Source organism: Brevundimonas sp. UBA5936 (assembly GCA_002430835.1).
In the GTDB taxonomy this organism is placed as follows: domain Bacteria; phylum Pseudomonadota; class Alphaproteobacteria; order Caulobacterales; family Caulobacteraceae; genus Brevundimonas.
The window spans coordinates 24,915-42,610 of the sequence record DJDA01000043.1 but is presented as its reverse complement, the minus strand read 5'-3'; the positions used below and the strand labels follow the sequence as shown (position 1 = coordinate 42,610).

General features: G+C 68.0%; 13 protein-coding genes. 10 read left to right on the top strand and 3 right to left on the bottom strand.

Annotated features, from left to right (window positions below):
- The 3 genes from B2Y21_RS04470 to B2Y21_RS04460 all read left to right on the top strand — a co-directional run.
- Nucleotides 1-2,034, top strand: a 2,034-nt coding sequence (locus B2Y21_RS04470; RefSeq protein ID WP_292057381.1) for a TSCPD domain-containing protein, incomplete at its 5' end; no start/stop codon positions are given.
- An 85-nt stretch (nucleotides 2,035-2,119) separates the two neighbouring features.
- Nucleotides 2,120-2,614, top strand: a complete 495-nt coding sequence (locus B2Y21_RS04465; RefSeq protein WP_292057379.1) for a pentapeptide repeat-containing protein — start codon at nucleotides 2,120-2,122, stop codon at nucleotides 2,612-2,614.
- Nucleotides 2,615-2,679: 65 nt separating this feature from the next.
- Nucleotides 2,680-3,588, top strand: a complete 909-nt coding sequence (locus B2Y21_RS04460) for a pentapeptide repeat-containing protein (RefSeq protein ID WP_292057377.1) — start codon at nucleotides 2,680-2,682, stop codon at nucleotides 3,586-3,588.
- Between the two features lie 64 nt (nucleotides 3,589-3,652).
- On the opposite strand, the gene aspS is transcribed toward B2Y21_RS04460, so the two are convergent.
- Nucleotides 3,653-5,485 (bottom strand): aspartate--tRNA ligase, encoded by a 1,833-nt coding sequence (aspS, locus tag B2Y21_RS04455; protein ID WP_292057375.1) that lies wholly within the window; start codon nucleotides 5,483-5,485, stop codon nucleotides 3,653-3,655.
- Nucleotides 5,486-5,681: 196 nt separating this feature from the next.
- Between aspS and B2Y21_RS04450 the strand changes: the two genes are divergently transcribed.
- The 4 genes from B2Y21_RS04450 (at nucleotide 5,682) to B2Y21_RS04435 (ending at nucleotide 10,572) form a co-directional block, all read left to right on the top strand.
- Nucleotides 5,682-6,341, top strand: a complete 660-nt coding sequence (locus B2Y21_RS04450) for a DnaA ATPase domain-containing protein (protein WP_292057372.1) — start codon at nucleotides 5,682-5,684, stop codon at nucleotides 6,339-6,341.
- A 128-nt stretch (nucleotides 6,342-6,469) separates the two neighbouring features.
- The gene (locus tag B2Y21_RS04445; RefSeq protein ID WP_292057371.1) at nucleotides 6,470-8,701 is read left to right on the top strand and encodes an RNA degradosome polyphosphate kinase; all 2,232 of its coding nucleotides are present in this window, start codon (nucleotides 6,470-6,472) and stop codon (nucleotides 8,699-8,701) included.
- Nucleotides 8,701-10,191 carry a Ppx/GppA phosphatase family protein gene (locus tag B2Y21_RS04440; RefSeq protein ID WP_292057369.1) on the top strand — a complete coding sequence of 497 codons (1,491 nt, stop codon included), beginning with the start codon at nucleotides 8,701-8,703 and terminating at the stop codon, nucleotides 10,189-10,191. The genes B2Y21_RS04445 and B2Y21_RS04440 overlap by 1 nt, the downstream gene beginning before the upstream one ends.
- Before the next feature lie 12 nt (nucleotides 10,192-10,203).
- Nucleotides 10,204-10,572: a VOC family protein gene (locus tag B2Y21_RS04435; protein WP_292057367.1), complete on the top strand. Its 369-nt coding sequence runs from the start codon at nucleotides 10,204-10,206 to the stop codon at nucleotides 10,570-10,572.
- A 6-nt stretch (nucleotides 10,573-10,578) separates the two neighbouring features.
- Here B2Y21_RS04435 and rnd read toward each other — a convergent pair whose 3' ends face one another.
- Entirely contained in the window at nucleotides 10,579-11,733 is a 1,155-nt protein-coding gene (gene rnd / locus B2Y21_RS04430; RefSeq protein WP_125899783.1) for a ribonuclease D, read from the bottom strand.
- Between the two features lie 81 nt (nucleotides 11,734-11,814).
- Here rnd and purM point away from each other — a divergent pair, with 81 nt between their 5' ends.
- Nucleotides 11,815-12,852, top strand: a complete 1,038-nt coding sequence (purM, locus tag B2Y21_RS04425; RefSeq protein WP_292057366.1) for a phosphoribosylformylglycinamidine cyclo-ligase — start codon at nucleotides 11,815-11,817, stop codon at nucleotides 12,850-12,852.
- 243 nt (nucleotides 12,853-13,095) lie between these two features.
- Here purM and B2Y21_RS04420 read toward each other — a convergent pair whose 3' ends face one another.
- The gene (locus B2Y21_RS04420; protein WP_292057364.1) at nucleotides 13,096-14,688 is read right to left on the bottom strand and encodes a S10 family peptidase; all 1,593 of its coding nucleotides are present in this window, start codon (nucleotides 14,686-14,688) and stop codon (nucleotides 13,096-13,098) included.
- 203 nt (nucleotides 14,689-14,891) lie between these two features.
- Between B2Y21_RS04420 and purN the strand changes: the two genes are divergently transcribed.
- Together purN and B2Y21_RS04410 are read left to right on the top strand one after the other, a co-directional pair.
- Nucleotides 14,892-15,476 (top strand): phosphoribosylglycinamide formyltransferase, encoded by a 585-nt coding sequence (gene purN / locus B2Y21_RS04415; RefSeq protein WP_292057362.1) that lies wholly within the window; start codon nucleotides 14,892-14,894, stop codon nucleotides 15,474-15,476.
- 115 nt (nucleotides 15,477-15,591) lie between these two features.
- Nucleotides 15,592-17,649: a M13 family metallopeptidase gene (locus tag B2Y21_RS04410; protein ID WP_292057360.1), complete on the top strand. Its 2,058-nt coding sequence runs from the start codon at nucleotides 15,592-15,594 to the stop codon at nucleotides 17,647-17,649.
- The last annotated feature ends 47 nt before the right edge of the window (nucleotides 17,650-17,696 follow it).

The following is a 17,696-nucleotide window of genomic DNA, read 5'->3' as shown; positions in this document are numbered from 1 at the left end:
GACATCCTGCGCGCCATTCAGGGCGAGCCCGCCGATCTCACGATCGAAGCCGCCGAACAGCCCGCCGCCCTGCCCGTGCTGGCGGCGCGCGACACGACCGCCTCGGGCGATCCCCGAACCGCCGCCGTGGCCGAGGCCGCGCAGGAAGGCCCGGTCGTGGTCGTCTTCTCGCCCGCCGACGCCGAGGCCATGACTGCCGCCCAGACGGGCGCGCGCGCGATCCTGAACCTGCCCGCCCTGGCGGCGCTGGCCGGGGCGGACTTCGACGCCGCCCTGGACGCGCTGGTCGCCCTGTGGATCACGGCGCTGGACATCGAACTGGACCAGACGAGCCGGGCCGAAGCGCTGGCCGCGCGGCCCATCGCCCTGGGCCTCGGCGGCCTGGCGGATTGGGCGGTCAGCCAGGACGGGGCCGACCCTGTCGCGCAGGCGTCCGCCCTCGGGTGCCGCGTCGCTGACATGGCATGTCAGACCTCCTGCGAGCTGGCGGCCCGACTGGCGCCCTGCCCCGAATGGGCGACCGCCAAGGATGACGTCATCGCCGTGCTTCAGGCGCAAGGGCGCGACGCCGCCGCGTTGGAGCCGAACGGGCGACGCAACGCCGTGATCGGCCTGTTCGTCGACGAGGCCGAGTTGGACCTGCGGCTAGGCCTGTCGCCGTTCGGCGCGATGGATGTGTTCCAGACCGCCGACGAAGAGGTCGCCCGGCGACTGAGGCCCGCCCTGGCCGCCGCCATCGTCGCGGCGGGCGGCGAGGTCGAGGCGGCGGAGCGCCATCTGTTCGGCCGCCGCACCCTGGCCGAGGCGCCGGGCGTGAGCCACGGACGCCTGCGCGAACTGGGCTTCACCGATCTGGAGCTGGAGGCCATCGAGCGCGCCCTGGCCCTGGTCGAGGACTTCGGCCCCGCCTTCGCTCCGCCGGTGCTGGACGCGGGCTTCATCGGCGACGTGCTGGGGCTGACGCCGGACGAAGGCGCCTTGCTGCCTCGTCTATGCTTCACGGCTGAAGAGATCGAAGCCGCGACCGCCTATGTCTTCGGCCGACCGGACCTGTCGGACTGGGATCAGGCGCCGCCGTCGCTGACAGCCCTGTTGGCGACGCCGGGCGCCGATCTCGAGGCGGCCCTGCGCCAGACGATCGAGCCGTTCAGCGACGCCCCCGACGCCCGCCCCCGCCTGCTGGACTGGCGCTCCGACGCCATGCAGATAAGCCGCGCCATCGCCGACGGCGCGCGCGACGATCGCCGCGCCGTGGCCCTGCGCCGCGCGGAAGCCCCGCTCAGCTTCCGCCTGACCCTGCCCGAGGTCGAAGCTCCCCGCCGCGCCGAAGGCCCGCCGCAAGCCGCGCCCCAGACCGTCGAGCGCGTGGTCGAGAAGGTGGTCGAGCGCGACCGCACACGCCGCCGTCTGCCCGACCGTCGCAAGGGCTATATCCAGAAGGCCTCGGTCGGCGGCCACAAGGTCTATATCCATACCGGCGAATACGAAGACGGCGAACTGGGCGAGATATTCATCGACATGCACAAGGAAGGCGCCGCCTTCCGCTCGATGATGAACAACTTCGCCATCGCCATCTCCATCGGCCTGCAATACGGCGTGCCGCTGGACGAGTTCGTGGACGCCTTCGTCTTCACCCGTTTCGAGCCGTCGGGACGGGTCACGGGCAACGACTCCATCCGCTCGGCGACCTCCATCCTCGACTATGTCTTCCGCGAGCTGGGCGTCTCCTATCTGGACCGTCGCGAACTGGCGCAGGTCACGCCCGAGGCCGCCAATCTGGACGGTATGGACGGCGCCCCGACCGACGCGCCCCAGCCCGTGCCCGCCGCCCGCTTCATCTCCAAGGGTTTCGCCCGCGGCGCGGCGCCCGACAATCTGATCGTCGCTCCCTTCGGCCGGAAGGAGCCGTCGCCACGCACCACGCCGCAGGCGCAGGCCGGCCCCTGTCCCGAGTGCGGCGACCTGATGCTGTCGGACCGGAACGGGACGCCCGTATGCGGGGCCTGCGGCGCTTCTCCCAAGGTTCAGGGTTAACAAGTTCAGGGCTGAAACGGGACGCACTGTCCCGAAACGGCGGCCCGCTTCTTGCTGCGAGGCGGCAAAGCCTGGAGCCATCCGCATGATCCGTCCCGCAATCGCCCTTCTCGCCGCCGTCGGCCTGACGCTGACGGCCCTGCCCGCCTCGGCGCAGAACGCCTCTCAGATCAGCCAGGTGCGCCGCGGCGCCTCCTGCCCCGGCTGCAACCTGTTCCAGGGCGACTTCTCGGGCCTGGAGCGCACGGGTCTGAACCTGGCGGGCGCCCGCGTCCGTCAGGCGGACATCAGCCTATCGGTGATGAACCGCACCAACTTCAGCCGCGCCGACCTGCGCGACGTCGAGGCCTACGGCGCCGTCCTGTCCAGCTCGAACTTCACCGGGGCGGACCTGACCAACGCCAGCTTCGTCGGAACCTATCTGGAAGGCGCCGCCTTCACCGGAGCCAAGCTGAACGGGACCAATCTGTCGGGCGCCGAGATGTCGCGCGCGCGCGGCCTGACCCAGTCGCAGCTCAATCAGGCCTGCGGCGACCAGAACACGGTTCTGCCTTCGGGACTACGCATTCCCGCCTGTTGAGCGTCGCCTTCGTTACCACGATTTAAGTAGGGTTTTTACGGACTAAGGCGCATTCAAGAGGGGTGATGAAACGATCCATTTCACCCCTGCGCCGTCTGGCCCTCGCCGCCTCAGCCCTTGTGGGATTGACGACGGCCGCCCCCGCCCTGGCCGGCGCTGTGGACATGACCTTGTCCCAGGATCGCGACGTCGCCCGCATGGTGTCCCTGGGCGGCAGCTGCGTCCGTTGCGAACTGTCGGGCCGCGACCTGTCCGGCGCCACCCTGACCGGCGCCAACTTCGCCAACGCCACCCTGGTCGGAGCCAATCTGCGCGGCGCCGAACTGGTCGGTTCGAACTTCGTCGGCGCCGACTTCAGCCGGGCCGACATGCGCGGCATCGAAATGGTCGGTTCGACCTTCACCACCGCCAATATGACCGGCGCCCAACTGATGGGCGCAGAAGCGACCGGCGCCGTCCTGATCCGGGCCAATCTGACCGGCGCCAATCTGACCGGCGCCGAGCTTCAGGGCGTCAACATGAACAGCGCCGTCCTGGTCCGCGCCCGCCTGAACGATGCGGAGATCTTCGGCGCCACCCTGGCCAATGTGAACGCCAGGGGCGCAGACTTCACCGGCGCCGACATCAAGGCGTCCAACCTGTCGGGCGGAAACTTCGACAACGCCACCTTCCGCGACGCCGACCTGGACAGCGCACGCCTGTCCGGCGGCAGCTTCAATCGCACCGATTTCCGCGACGCCTCCCTGCGCCGCACCGACATTCGCGGCCTGGACCTGTCCCGCGCGCGCGGCCTGACCGCCGGCCAGGTCGAAGAGGCCTGCGGCGACGCCTCGACCCGCCTCCCGGGCGGTCTGACGGCCCGCAACTGCCGTGGCGGCGTCCGCGTCATCCGCACGCCGCCCGCGCCGCCGACGCCGCCTGTTCCGCCCATTCCGCCGCGTCAGCGCAACCTGGTCATCACCTCGGGCAACTGAGGACCGGACGCAAAAAAGGGAGGGGTCGCCCCCTCCCTTTTCCAATTCAGCGCTGTCGCCGCGATCAGATCTTGATCGGCAGCTGGGTGCGGATCGACAGCTCCTTCAGCTGACGCTCCTCGGCCTCGGCCGGGGCGCTCATCAGCAGATCCTGGCCCTGCTGGTTCAGCGGGAAGGCGATGACCTCGCGGATAGCCTGCTCGCCCGCCAGCAGCATGACGATGCGGTCGATGCCCGGCGCCAGACCGCCGTGCGGCGGCGCGCCGTAGCGGAAGGCGTTCAGCATGCCGCCGAACTGCTCCTCGACCACCGAGGCGTCATAGCCGGCGATCTCGAAGGCCTTCAGCATAATCTCGGCCTTGTGGTTCCGGATCGCGCCCGAGCACAGCTCATAGCCGTTGCAGACGATGTCGTACTGATAGGCGCGGATGGTCAGCGGATCCTGCATCTCCAGCGCCTCCATGCCGCCCTGCGGCATCGAGAAGGGGTTGTGGCTGAAATCGACCTTCTTCTCTTCTTCCGACCATTCGAACATCGGGAAGTCGACGATCCAGCAGAACTTGAACTGCTCCTCGTCGACCAGTTTCAGCTCCGTGCCGACGCGGGTGCGGGCCAGACCGGCGAACTTGGCGAAGACCGACGGCAGGCCGGCGGTGAAGAAGGCCGCGTCGCCCTTGCCCAGACCCAGCGAAGACATCAGCGCCTCGGCCGGCTCCTGACCCAGGTTCTTGGCGATCGGGCCGCCCCACGACTGCTGGTCGTCCGACCAGAAGATGTAGCCCAGGCCCGGCTGGCCCTCGCCCTGCGCCCAGGAGTTCATGCGATCGCAGAAAGCGCGCGAACCGCCGGTCGGCGCCGGGATGGCCCAGACGGCGTTGGCGGCGTCGGCGCCCAGGATCTTGGCGAACAGGCCAAAACCGCCGTCGCGGAAGTGGTCCGACACGTCCTGCATCTTGATCGGGTTGCGCAGGTCGGGCTTGTCCGAGCCGTACCACTTCATCGACTGTTCGAACGTCAGACGCTCGAAGCCCTTGTGCTCCATCGTCTGGCCGAAGTCGTTGGTGAAGGTCTGCACGCCGTCGATCGGCGACACAGGCTTGCCTTCGCCGAATTCAGTGAACAGGCCGTGCATCAGCGGCTCGATCGCCTGGAAGACGTCTTCCTGCGTGACGAAGCTCATTTCCACGTCGAGCTGGTAGAATTCCAGCGAACGATCGGCGCGCAGGTCTTCATCGCGGAAGCAGGGCGCGATCTGGAAATAGCGGTCGAAGCCCGACACCATCAGCAGTTGCTTGAACTGCTGCGGGGCCTGCGGCAGGGCGTAGAACTTGCCGGGGTGCATCCGCGACGGCACCAGGAAGTCGCGCGCGCCTTCCGGCGACGAGGCCGTCAGGATCGGCGTCTGATACTCGAGGAAGCCCTGGGCGCACATGCGGTTGCGGATCGACTGGATCACGCGCGAACGCAGGACGATGTTCCGGTGCAGCGTCTCGCGACGCAGGTCCAGGAAGCGGTTCTTGAGGCGAATCTCTTCCGGGTATTCCGGCTCGCCGAAGACCGGCAGCGGCAGTTCGGCGGCTTCCGACAGCACTTCCACCGACTGAACGCGCACCTCGACCTCGCCGGTCGGCAGGTTGGCGTTGACGGTCGAGCCTTCGCGCAGGACCACTTCGCCGTCGATCTTGATGACGCTTTCGGCGCGCAGGCGCTCGACGACGTCAAAGCCCGGCGTCTCGGGGTGCAGGACCAGCTGGGTCAGGCCGTAGTGGTCGCGCAGGTCGATGAACAGCAGGCCGCCGTGGTCGCGCTTGCGGTGAATCCAGCCCGACAGACGAACATTCGCGCCCGCATCCGTCGAACGGAGGGCGCCGCAGGTATGGGAGCGATAGGCGTGCATATCGGATTTTCGTCTGAAAACGGCTGTCGAACAGCGTGAATTAGGAGCGGGGAAAGGCCCATCATCGCCCCCGAAAGTCAAGGCTGGCGGCTGAATCGCCCACGACGCGCCATCCACAGCGGCGGACAGGTTGTCCCCGTGATCCCGCCCTATCAACAGAGACGCCCACGGCTCGGCCCGGCTAGGGTCTGTCCTCATGAACGCCTCGGCCGCCGAAATCCGTCAACTGCGCCTGCCGCTGCAGCAGGAGACACCGCAGCGCGCCTCCGACCTGGCGATCTCGGAAGCGAACGCCGCGGGCGTGGCCGCCCTGACCACCTGGCCGGAAGCGCCGGGCGCCATCCTGGCCCTGTTCGGCCCGGCGGGTTGCGGCAAGAGCCACCTGGCCGCCGCCTGGGTCGAACGCACCGGCGCCATCGCCCTGCACGGCGCCGAGGCCGCCCTGGTCGACCCGCTGGAGCTTGAGGGCCGCCCCGTCCTGCTGGACCGCGCCCAAGACGCGGACGACGAGAGCCTGTTCCACCTCATCAACCTGACCCAGTCGGGCGGCGGCGCCCTGCTGCTGGTGTCGCGCGATCCGCCCGCATCGTGGGCCACTGACCTGCCCGACCTGCGCTCGCGCCTGAACGCCATCCGCACCGTGGGGATAGAGGCGCCCGACGACGTGGTCTTCGCCGCCATGCTGCGCCGCGCCTTCGCCAGCCGGAACATCACCCCGGCCGATGAACTGATCGACTATCTGGTCCGCCGCATCGACCGCTCGGCCGACGCCGCCGAGGCCGTGGTCGACCGCCTGGACGCCCTGCACCGCCCGGTGACGCGCGTGCTGGCCCGGCAGGTGCTGGACGGGGAGTAGTCCTCCCCTTTCCCCGCTCATCCCGGCGGACGCCTAGATGAGCAGAATTATACCTGGCGTTCCAAAGTCTCACCCGCCGCGACACAATCGCGGTTGCAGCCGTCACAGGCGCGAGCGACAACGGAATCATGACTGATCTCGCGCCTATCGCCGTCGACACCACCGGCGAGGAAGTCCCTTCCTCGCGCGCCCCGCAGCTGGAGCTGTCCGAGGCGCTGATGGCCTCGCCCGAGCGGTTCATCAACCGCGAGCTGTCCTGGCTGGCCTTCAACGGCCGGGTGCTGGAAGAGGCGGCGAACGAGGGCCACCCCCTGCTGGAGCGGGTGCGCTTCCTCTCCATCTCGGCCAACAACCTGGACGAGTTCTTCATGACCCGCGTCGCCGGTCTGAAAGGACAAGTGCGCGAGCGCGTCCGCGTGGTCTCGCCCGACGGCCTGACCCCCGCCGAACAGTTGGAGCAGGTCAATGCGGCGGCAGGCGGCCTGATGGCCGAACAGCAGCGTCAGTGGCGCGTCCTGCGCAAGGAGATGGCCGCCGCCGGTATCGAGATCGTCGAACGCGCCCGCATCACCAAAACCGAGCGTGAGCGGCTGGAACCCGAGTTCCTGAACCAGCTGTTCGCCGTCCTGACGCCGATGGCCATCGACCCGGCGCATCCCTTCCCCTTCCTGCCCAACCTCGGCTTCTCGTTGGCGCTGAAGCTGCGGCGCAACAGCGACAACCGCGTCCTCTATGCTCTGGTGCCTGTGCCGACGCAGGTGCGGCGCTTCTGGGCGCTGGCGACGGACGGGCGTTCGACGCCCGGGCGCACACGCTATGTCTCGCTGGAAAACCTGCTGCTGCTGTTCATCGACCACATGTTTCCGGGCTGCGAGATCCTGGAAAAGGGCCTGTTCCGCCTGATCCGCGACTCCGACATCGAGATCGAGGAAGAGGCCGAAGATCTGGTCATGGAGTTCGAGGAAGCGCTGAAACAGCGCCGCATGGGCTCGGTCGTCCGCATCAAGATCCAGGCGGACATGCCGGACGACCTGCGCGACTTCATCATCGCCCAGCTTCACGCCCAGCCGCAGGACGTGGTGCTGGTCGACGGGATGCTGGGGCTGGCCCAGTTGTCCGAACTGATCCCCGGCGGCCACCCCGACCTGAAGTTCAAGGGTTATGAACCGCGCTACCCCGAGCGGGTGCGCGACAACGGCGGCGACATCTTCGCGGCGGTGCGCGAAAAGGACATGCTGATCCACCACCCGTTCGAGAGCTTCGACGTGGTGGTCCAGTTCCTGCGTCAGGCGGCGCGCGACCCGCACGTCATCGCCATCAAGCAGACGCTCTATCGCACCTCGAAAGACAGCCCCATCGTCGCCGCCCTGATCGAGGCGGCCGAAAACGGCAAGAACGTCACCGCCCTGGTCGAGCTGAAGGCGCGCTTCGACGAAGAGGCCAACCTGCGCTGGGCGCGCCAGATGGAGCGGGCGGGCGTCCACGTCGTCTTCGGCTTCGTCGAGTACAAGACCCACGCCAAGATGAGCGTCGTCGTCCGGCGCGAGGGCGACAGCCTTCGCACCTACTGCCACTTCGGCACCGGCAACTATCACCCGGTCACGGCCAAGATCTACACGGACCTGAGCCTGTTCACCTGCGACCAGGCGCTGGGCCGCGACGCGACGCGGGTGTTCAACTACATTACCGGCTACGCCGAGCCCGACGAGCTGGAAGCCCTGGTCGTCTCGCCGCTGAACATGAAGACCAGCCTGATCGAGATGATCGGCAAGGAGATGGCCGCCGCCGCCAAGGGCAAGCCCGCCGCCATCTGGGCCAAGATGAACGCCCTGGTCGACCCGGAGATCATCGACGCCCTGTATCGCGCCAGCCAGCAGGGCGTGCGCATCGAACTGGTCATCCGGGGCATCTGCTGCCTGCGTCCCGGCGTGACGGGCCTGTCGGAGAACATCCGGGTCAAGTCCATCGTCGGCCGCTTCCTGGAGCACAGCCGCATCGTCGCCTTCGCCAACGGCCACGATCTGCCCAGCAACCGGGCGCGGGTCTACATCTCCTCGGCCGACTGGATGCCGCGCAACCTGGACCGCCGGGTCGAGGTGATGACGCCGATCCTGAACGCTACCGTCCACGATCAGGTGCTGGACCAGATCATGGTCGCCAATCTGAAGGACGACGCCCAGAGCTGGGTTCTGGCCTCGGACGGCTCGTATCGGCGGGTGATCCCCAGCGGGTCGGAGCGGCCCTTCTCGGCGCACAAGTACTTCATGACCAACCCCAGCCTGTCCGGGCGCGGCCGCAAGGTGAAGACCCTGCCCGGCGCCCTGTCCTATCCAGGCCTCAAGCCGCGGAAGCGCCGCTGATGAGCCCCGAGCGAGAATACGAGTCGAAACAGATCGCCGTCATCGACATCGGCTCCAACTCGGTGCGCCTGGTGCTGTACCGGCTCGAGGGCCGGGCGGTCTGGACCATGTTCAACGAAAAGGTGCTGGCCGGTCTGGGGCGTGACCTGGCCGCCACCCGACGCTTGTCAGAGCCGGGCGTGGTCATGGCCATGACCGCGCTGCGCCGCTTCGCCGCCGTGATCGAGGGCGTCCAGCCGGATCAGGTGCTGGTCGCCGCCACCGCCGCCGTGCGCGAGGCCGAGGACGGCCCCCTGTTCTGCGAGCGCGTGGCCGCCGAGACGGGGCTGCGCATCCGCGTCCTGAGCGGCGAGGAAGAGGCGAAATATTCGGCGCTGGGCGTGCTGGCGGGCGATCCCGGCGCGCGCGGCGTGGCCGCCGACATGGGCGGCGCCAGTCTGGAGCTGACGCGCATCGGCGACGGTCCGCGCGGCAAGGGCGTGACCCTGCCCCTGGGCCCCTTCGCCCTATTGGACGCCAAAGGCTTCGACGCCGATCGCCTGCGCGGTCGCATCGCCAAACGGCTGGAACCGATCCAGGACGATTATGCGACCTCGACGCTCTACGCCGTCGGCGGCGCATGGCGCAGCCTGGCCCAGATGCATATGGCGATGGTCGAGCACCCGATCCGCATCGTCCACCAATACGTGCTGAACGCCGCCGACGCCCGCGATATGGCCCGACTGGTCGCGCGTCAGTCCCGCGCCTCGCTGGAGAAGCTGCCCGGCCTGTCCAAACGCCGCGCCGAGACCCTGCCCTACGCCGCCCTGGTGCTGGAGGGGCTGATCGACCGACTGGGGCTTGGCTCGATCATCTTCTCGGCCTGGGGCGTGCGCGAGGGGTTGCTGTATGACGGCATGGAGCCCGCCATGCGAGCCGTCGATCCCCTGCTGGCCGGATGTTCGGCCTGGGGCGGCCGCCAGGGCGTGGACCCCGCCCTGCCCCGCGCGCTGGACGGTTGGCTTCAGTCGGTCGCCTCGGCCCTGCCTGAAGTGTTCGGCGAGGAACGCGACGCCCTGCTGACGTCCTCGGTGTGCCGTCTGGCCGACCTGGGCGCGCGCCTGCACCCGGACCACCGCACCAACCTGGTGTTCGATCAGGTGCTGTGGTCGCCCATTCCGGGCCAGACCCACGCCGAACGCGCCTTCATGGCCGTAGCGATGAACGCCCGCTATGGCGGCGAAGCGCGCACGCCCGCGCCGGACACGGTCAACCGCCTGCTGTCTGAAAAAGGCCAGAAGCGCGCCCGCGCCCTGGGGCTGGCCATGCGGTTGGCCTGCGACCTGTCCGGCCGCTCGCCGCAGCTTCTCGCCAACGCCACGGCCACGGTCGAGAAAGGCGCCCTGCGCGTCACCGCCGCCAACGGCTACGCCGACATGCTGCTGGGCGAACAGACGAAACGCCGGGCCAAGGCCCTGGCCGAAGCGATGGACCTGGCGTTGAAAATCTAAGGAGCGACCCTCATGCCCGTGACCGGAATCGGCGGCTTCTTCTTCCGCTCGAAAGACCCTGAGGGTCTGGCCAAATGGTATCTGGACCACCTGGGCGTCGGGGCGCCGGAGGGCGTCTACATCTGGAACCAGGAAGCGGGGCCGACGGTCTTCTCGCCGTTCAAGGAAGACAGCGACTATTTCGCCGCCGACCATCGCTGGATGCTGAACCTGCGCGTCACCGATCTGGACGACATGGTCGCGGCTTTCCAGGCAGCGGGCATTGAGGTGCGCGCCGACCCGGACTGGAACGTGCCAGAGATCGGTCGCTTCGTGCGTATCCACGACCCCGAGGGCAACCCCATCGAGTTGTGGGAGCCGGCGCCGCCGCCGCCGGCCTGACGTCCCTCAGCCCTCGATCTCGACCACTTCGACGCGGGCGCCGTTCAGCACCAGGGCGATCTCGCCCTTCTTGAGCTTCAGCGCGTCCTCGCCGAACAACTGGCGGCGCCAGCCCTTCATGGCTTCGACGTCGGCGTTGTCGTTCAGCGCGATCTTCTCCAGATCGGAGACGGTGGCGATCAGCTTGGCCGCCACGCCCGCATTGTCGCTCTTGGCCTTCAGCAGCACCTTCAGCAGCTCCACCACCGAGGGCGGCGCCGGCTGGTTATTGGCCGGACGCTCCAGCTTGGGCGCATGGGCTTCCGGGTCGGCCAGGACGCGCTTCAGTTCCGCCGCCAGCTCCAGCCCCAGACGCGAGCCGCCGAAGCCCTTGGGCACCGAGCGCAGGCGGTTGAAGGCGTCCGGGTCGGTCGGCGCCTGGACGGCGATCTCGTCGATGGCCTCGTCCTTCAGGATGCGGCCGCGCGGCTGGTCGCGCTCCTGGGCCGCGCGCTCGCGCCAGACGGCGACAGCGACAAAGGCGGCCAGATATTTGGCGTTGAACTTCTTCGGCTTCAGCCGCTTCCAGGCGTTCTCGGGCGAGGTGTCGTAGAGCGCCGGGTCCGTGACCGCGCTCATTTCGGACATGACCCAGTCCAGACGGCCTTCCTTCTGCAGCCGGTCGCGCAGCTTGGGATAGAGGGCCGACAGGTGCGTCACGTCGCCCAGCGCATAGGTCAGCTGCGCATCCGACAGCGGGCGACGCGCCCAGTCGGTGAAGCGGCTGCCCTTGTCCAGCTCCTGGCGCAGCATCTGGCGGACCAGGGCTTCATAGCTGACCTGATCGCCGAACCCGGCGGCCATGGCGGCGACCTGGGTGTCGAACAGCGGACGCGGCATGGCGCCCAGCTTGTTGAAGATCTCCACATCCTGTCGGGCGGCGTGGAAGACCTTCAGAATCGATTCGTCCCGCAGGATGTCGAGGAAGGGCGTCATATCCAGCCCCTCCGCCATCGGATCGATGATGGCGGCGTCCGTAGGCGAAGCCGCAGCCTGAATCAGGCAGAGCTTGGGCCAGTAGGTCGTTTCCCGCATAAATTCCGTATCAACGGTGATGTACGGGGCCTTGGCCAAACGATCGCAGAAGGCGATCAGCGCGTCATTGGTGGTGATTGGCGTCATTCCGATGCTATAGCCCCGCGCGACGCCGTCGTGGCAAGAGCGCCGCGACATATTTTCGCCCCCGATTTCGAGCCGTGACCGATGAGCGACACCCCTGAGGCCCTGAAAAACGGTCTGACCTACGCCGACGCAGGCGTGGATATCGACGCCGGAGAGCAGCTGGTCGATGCGATCAAGCCCCTGGCCAAGTCCACGCGCCGCCCCGGCGCCGAGGCCTCGCTGGGCGGTTTCGGCGCCCTGTTCGACCTGAAGGCCGCCGGTTTTGAAGACCCGCTGATCGTCACCACCACGGACGGCGTCGGCACCAAGCTGAAGATCGCCATCGAAACCGGTCGCCACGACGGCGTGGGCGTCGATCTGGTCGCCATGTGCGTCAACGACCTGCTGGCGCAAGGCGCCGAGCCGCTGATGTTCCTGGACTACTACGCCACGGGCAAGCTGGACGTGGACGCCGCGCGCCGCGTGGTGGCGGGCATCGCCGAGGGCTGCCGCCAGTCGGGCAGCGCCCTGGTCGGCGGCGAGACGGCCGAAATGCCGGGCATGTATTCGGGCGGCGACTACGACCTGGCTGGCTTCTCCGTCGGCGCGGTCGAGCGCGGCAAGGTGCTGCCCTATCTGGACCAGCAGAAGCCGGGCGACGTCATCATCGGCCTGGCCTCCTCGGGTCCGCACTCGAACGGCTATTCCCTGATCCGCAAGGTGGTCGAGAAGTCCGGCCTGGCCTGGGGCGACGACGCCCCCTTCGCCAAGGACTGCACCCTGGCCCAGGCCCTGATGGAGCCGACCCGCATCTATGTGAAGCCGATCCTGCCGCTGATGAAGGCCGACCTGATCAAGGGCGCGGCCCACATCACGGGCGGCGGCCTGATCGAAAACCCGCCGCGCTGCATAGCCGAAGGCCTTGAGGCCAGCTTCGACTGGGATTCCTGGCCGATGCCCGCCGTGTTCCAGTGGCTGGGCGAGACGGGCGGCATTTCGGACCACGAGATGCGCCGCACCTTCAACTGCGGCGTGGGCTTCATCCTGATCGTCGCGCCCGAGAACGTCGAGCCGGTGCTGGCCGCCCTGCTGAACGCAGGCGAGACGGCGTTTGTCTGCGGGCAGCTGCAGGCGGCGTAAGGCGGCAGCCTTCCGACAAGACAAAAGCCCCCGGTCCACGAGACCGGGGGCTTTTTTGCGTCCACGATTCTTCCGCTCACCCCGGCGGACGCCGGGGCCCAGTAAGAACCGCAAGCGCCGCGTCCTGAGCCAAAGCACTGGATCCCGGCGTCCGCCGGGATGAGCGGGCATGAAGGGTTTCAGCCAACAAAAAGGCCCCGATCGCGTTGACCGGGGCCTTCCTTGTTCAGACTGCCGCCAAGATCAGCGCAGGCCGCCGTTCTGCGTCTCGTCGTAGAACTTGGCCATGTCGGTATAGAGCTGCTCCAGCGCCGGGCGGGCCGTGTACATCATGTGGCCGCCTTCATAGTAGGTGAACTCCAGGTTCCCGCGCAGGTGCGGCTCCAGCATCATCTGGGCCAGGTCGTACTCCGTGCTGAAGAAGGGCGTGGCGGCGTCGTAGTAGCCGTTCAGCGCCAGCACCTTCAGGTGCGGATTGCGGCGGATGGTCGTGGCCAGGTCGACCGCCGTGTTCGGCGTCGTCTGCGGGCCGCCAACCGGCGGGCGGTGGCTCCAGTCCCAATCGAAGCCCGGCAGGCCGCGCGCCGACTGGCGATAGTCCATGTCGGTGCGGTAGTTCAGCGTCGTGGCCACATAGTCGCGGAAGATGCTGAAATAGGCGCCGGTGATGGCGCTGCTGGAGGGGTCTTCCTCGGGCGAGCCGCCGACCGCATTGGCGTCGATGCCCAGGTAGCGGGTGTCCAGACGGCCGACCGTCTGGCGACGGTCGCGCAGCAGCTCCTTGCGGAAGGGGCTCAGTTCAAGGCGCAGATTGGCCTGATCCAGAACGTCCGGCGAAATGCCGATCAGGGCGCTCATCTGCTGGGCGATCTGGGCGCGTTCGGCGTCCGAGATCAGATGCCCCTTCGACAGGGCGGCCGAGTACGGGCCGATGGCGAATTCACGGGCGCGCTGGACGTGTTCCTCCAAGCTGGGCTTGTTCGGAATCTTGTTGTGATACCAGGCCGTCGCCGCATAGGTCGGCAGCAGGGTGACGAAGTTCTGCGGATAGCCCGGCTGGCGCACGCCGTAGTTCATGATCGACGACAGCAACACCACGCCGTTCAGCGACATGCCGCGGCTTTCCAGCTGATGCACCAGAGCGCCGGCGCGCAGGGTGCCGTAGCTTTCGCCCAGAACGTATTTCGGGCTGGACCAGCGGTCGAACTTGGTCGTGTAGCGCATGATGGCGCGGGCGAAGGTGTCCGCGTCCTGATCCACGCCCCAGAAGGCCGAACCCGGCGTCTCGCCCAGCGGGCGCGAATAGCCGGCGCCGACCATGTCGATGAAGACCAGATCGGTCTTGTCCAGCAGGGTCATGTCGTTGGGCGCGAGGTTGAACGGCCCCGGACGCTCGACCACCGGAGCGTCAGTCTGGACCCGCATCGGGCCGAAGGCGCCCATGTGCAGCCACACCGTCGGCGAACCCGGCCCGCCGTTGAACATATAGGTGATCGGGCGACGACCGACCGGCTGGCCGTCCAGCGTATAGGCCACATAGAAGAGGCTGGCCGTAGGCATGCCCGCGTCGTTGCGGACCGTCAGGGTGCCCGCCGTGGCCTTGTAGCGCATGGCGCGGCCGTGGGCGGTGATCGAGTGGCTGGTCGTCACCGTCTGCTCATCGGCGCTGGCGCGGGCCCAGTTCTTCTCGATCTGTTCGGCGTTGGCGTTGCGCAGACGTTCGGCCGCCGAGCGGATCGGACCCGAACCGCCGCTGGACGCGGCTTCCTGAGCCATGGAAACGGCCGGCGCGGCCAACAGGGCCGCAGCGCAGGCGGCGGTCAACAGACGACGCATATAGGATACTCCCCCCTAGGATGCCGGACTCTCCGGCGGATCGACGCTAGCGCCGCCGTTTCCGAAGAAGCAACGGAGTTTGCGTCAGTTGGTCGATATTCGTTCGGCGGCGACACGCCCTCCCCTTCGCCTTGCAGTCCCTCTTGCTAAGTCGCCGTCGGGGCCGCATGGCAGTCGCGCCTTTTTCAACGCACGAGCCGCCCATGTCCGTCGCCAAAACCCGCGTCGCCGTCCTTATCTCGGGAACCGGCTCGAACATGGCCAGCCTGATCGCGGCGGGTCAGGCGGCGGACGCGCCGTATGAAGTCGTGGTCGTCATCTCCAACATCGCGGGCGCAGGCGGCCTGACCAAGGCCGAGGCGGCGGGCGTCGAGGCGTTGACCGTCGAGCACAAGCCCTTCGGCAAGGACCGCGAGGCGCACGAGCGCGCCCTCGACGCCCTGTTGACCGAGCGCGACGTTCAGGTGGTGGCCCTGGCCGGATACATGCGCCTGCTGACCCCGTGGCTGGTCGGGAAATGGGCGGGTCGGATGCTGAACATCCACCCGTCGCTGCTGCCGCTCTATCCCGGCCTGAACACCCACGCCCGCGCCATCGAGGCTGGAGACCTTGAGGCGGGCTGCACCGTCCACATAGTCACCGAGGGCGTCGACGAAGGCCCGATCCTGGGCCAGGCGCGCGTGCCGATCCTGCCGGGCGATACGCCCGACATCCTGGCCGAACGGGTCAAGGCGGCGGAGCACGGCCTTTATCCCCAAGCGCTCGCCGATTTCGTCCGCCGCCCGTAATCCTTAACGATTTTTAATGCGACAGCCGGTCGCAGCCCGCGCAGGTTGCCCGCAAGCACGGATGCGCCGTCCCGATGGCGCAATCGCGCACGTCTGCACCACTGGGAAAGACCCGATGATGAAAACTCGCCTGATGGGCGCCGCCGCCATGGCCCTCGCCCTCGCCTTCACGGCTCAACCGACCTTGGCCCAACACGCCCACGCTTCGGCCACAGCCTCGACCACGCCAGAGATCAAGCCCTGGGGCTTCGACCTGGACGGCCGCGACCTGACGGTGAAGCCGGGCGACGACTTCAACGCCTACGCCAACGGCGTCTATCTGCGCGACACCGAGATTCCGGCCGACAAGGCCCGCTTCGGTCCGTTCGACGTCCTGTATGAGAACTCGCAGGCCCAGCTTCGCGCCATCATCGAGGCCAGCGCCGCCAATCCGATCAACGACAACGCCCGCAAGGTCGGCGCCCTGTACGCCAGCTTCATGGACGAGGCCCGCGTCAACCAACTGGGCGCCCAGCCCCTGGCCGCCGACCTGGCCGCCATCCGCGCCGTGGCGAACCACAGCGACATGGCCCGCCTGATGGGCGCCAGCCACGAAGGCTTCGGCGGCTCCCTGTTCGGGGTGGCCGTGTTCGAGGACTTGCAAGACCCCAACGTCAACTCGGCCTATCTGGGCCAGGGCGGCCTGGGTCTGCCGGACCGCGACTATTATCTGAAGCCTGACTTCGCCACGCAGCGCGAAGCCTATGTCGTCTATGTCGCCCGCGCCCTGACCGCCGCTGGCTGGAGCAACCCGGCCCAGGCCGCCGCTGACATCCTGGCCTTCGAGACCAAGGTGGCCGAGAAGCACTGGACCACGGTCGAGCGCCGCCAGATCGACAAGATCTACAACCCGACCCCGGCCGCGCAACTGTCGACCTTCGCGCCGGGCTTCGACTGGACCGCCTTCCTGCAGGCCTCCAAGGTCGAAAGCGTGCCGACCCTGGTGCTGATGGAGAACACCGCCATCCCCGGCATCGCCCAGATGTTCGCCGACACCCCGATCGAGACGCTGAAGGCCTGGCAGGCCTTCCAGACCGTCGATCAGGCCAGCCCCTATCTGTCCGACGCCTTCGTCGACTCGCGCTTCGAGTTCCGCGGCAAGACCCTGCGCGGCCAGCCCGAGAACCGTCCGCGCTGGAACCGCGGCGTCGCCCTGGTCGACGGCCAGCTGGGCGAGGTTCTGGGCCAGGAATACGTGCGCCTGCACTTCCCGGCTTCGTCCAAGACGCAGATGGAGCAGTTGGTCGCCAATCTCAGCGCCGCCATGACCGAGCGCCTGAAGGCCCTGGACTGGATGAGCGACGCCACCCGCGAGCAGGCCATCCTGAAGATGTCCAAGTTCGGCGTGAAGATCGGCTATCCCGAGAAATGGCGCAGCTATGACGGGCTGGAGCTGACGGCGGGCGACCTCTACGGCAACGTCGAGCGCGCTTCCGCCTTCGACTGGGCCTGGAACCGCAGCAAGATCGGCCAGCCGGTCGATCCGCTGGAATGGGGCATGACGCCCCAGACTGTGAACGCCTATTACAACCCGCCGCGCAACGAGATCGTCTTCCCGGCCGCCATCCTGCAGGCGCCCTTCTTCGACCCGAACGCCGATCCGGCGGTCAACTACGGCGGCATCGGCGCCGTGATCGGCCACGAGATCACCCACGGCTTCGACGATCAGGGCCGCAAGACCGACGCCAACGGCGTGCTGCGCGACTGGTGGACGCCCGAGGACGCCGCCCGCTTCGAGGAACGCGCCAAGACGCTGGGCGCCATCTACGCCGCCGAGGAGCCGGTCCCCGGCACGCACATCAACGGCGAGCTGACCATGGGCGAGAACATCGCCGACCTGGGCGGTCTGCTGATGGCGCTGGACGCCTATAAGCGCAGCCTGAACGGCCAGCCGGCCCCGGTGATCGACGGCCTGACCGGCGAGCAGCGCGTCTTCCTGGGCTGGGCTCAGGTGTGGCGTGAGAAGTCGCGTGAAGAGGCTCTGAAAGAGCAGCTGACCACCGACCCGCACTCGCCCGGCATGGCGCGCGCCGCCACCCCGCCGCGCAACATCGACGCCTGGTACGCCGCCTTCGGCGTCACCCCGGATCAGGCGGAGTACATCGCCCCTGAAAAGCGCGCCCGCATCTGGTAAGCGGCGCGGCCGGCGACGGACAAAAGGAAAGGGCGTCGGCTTCGCGG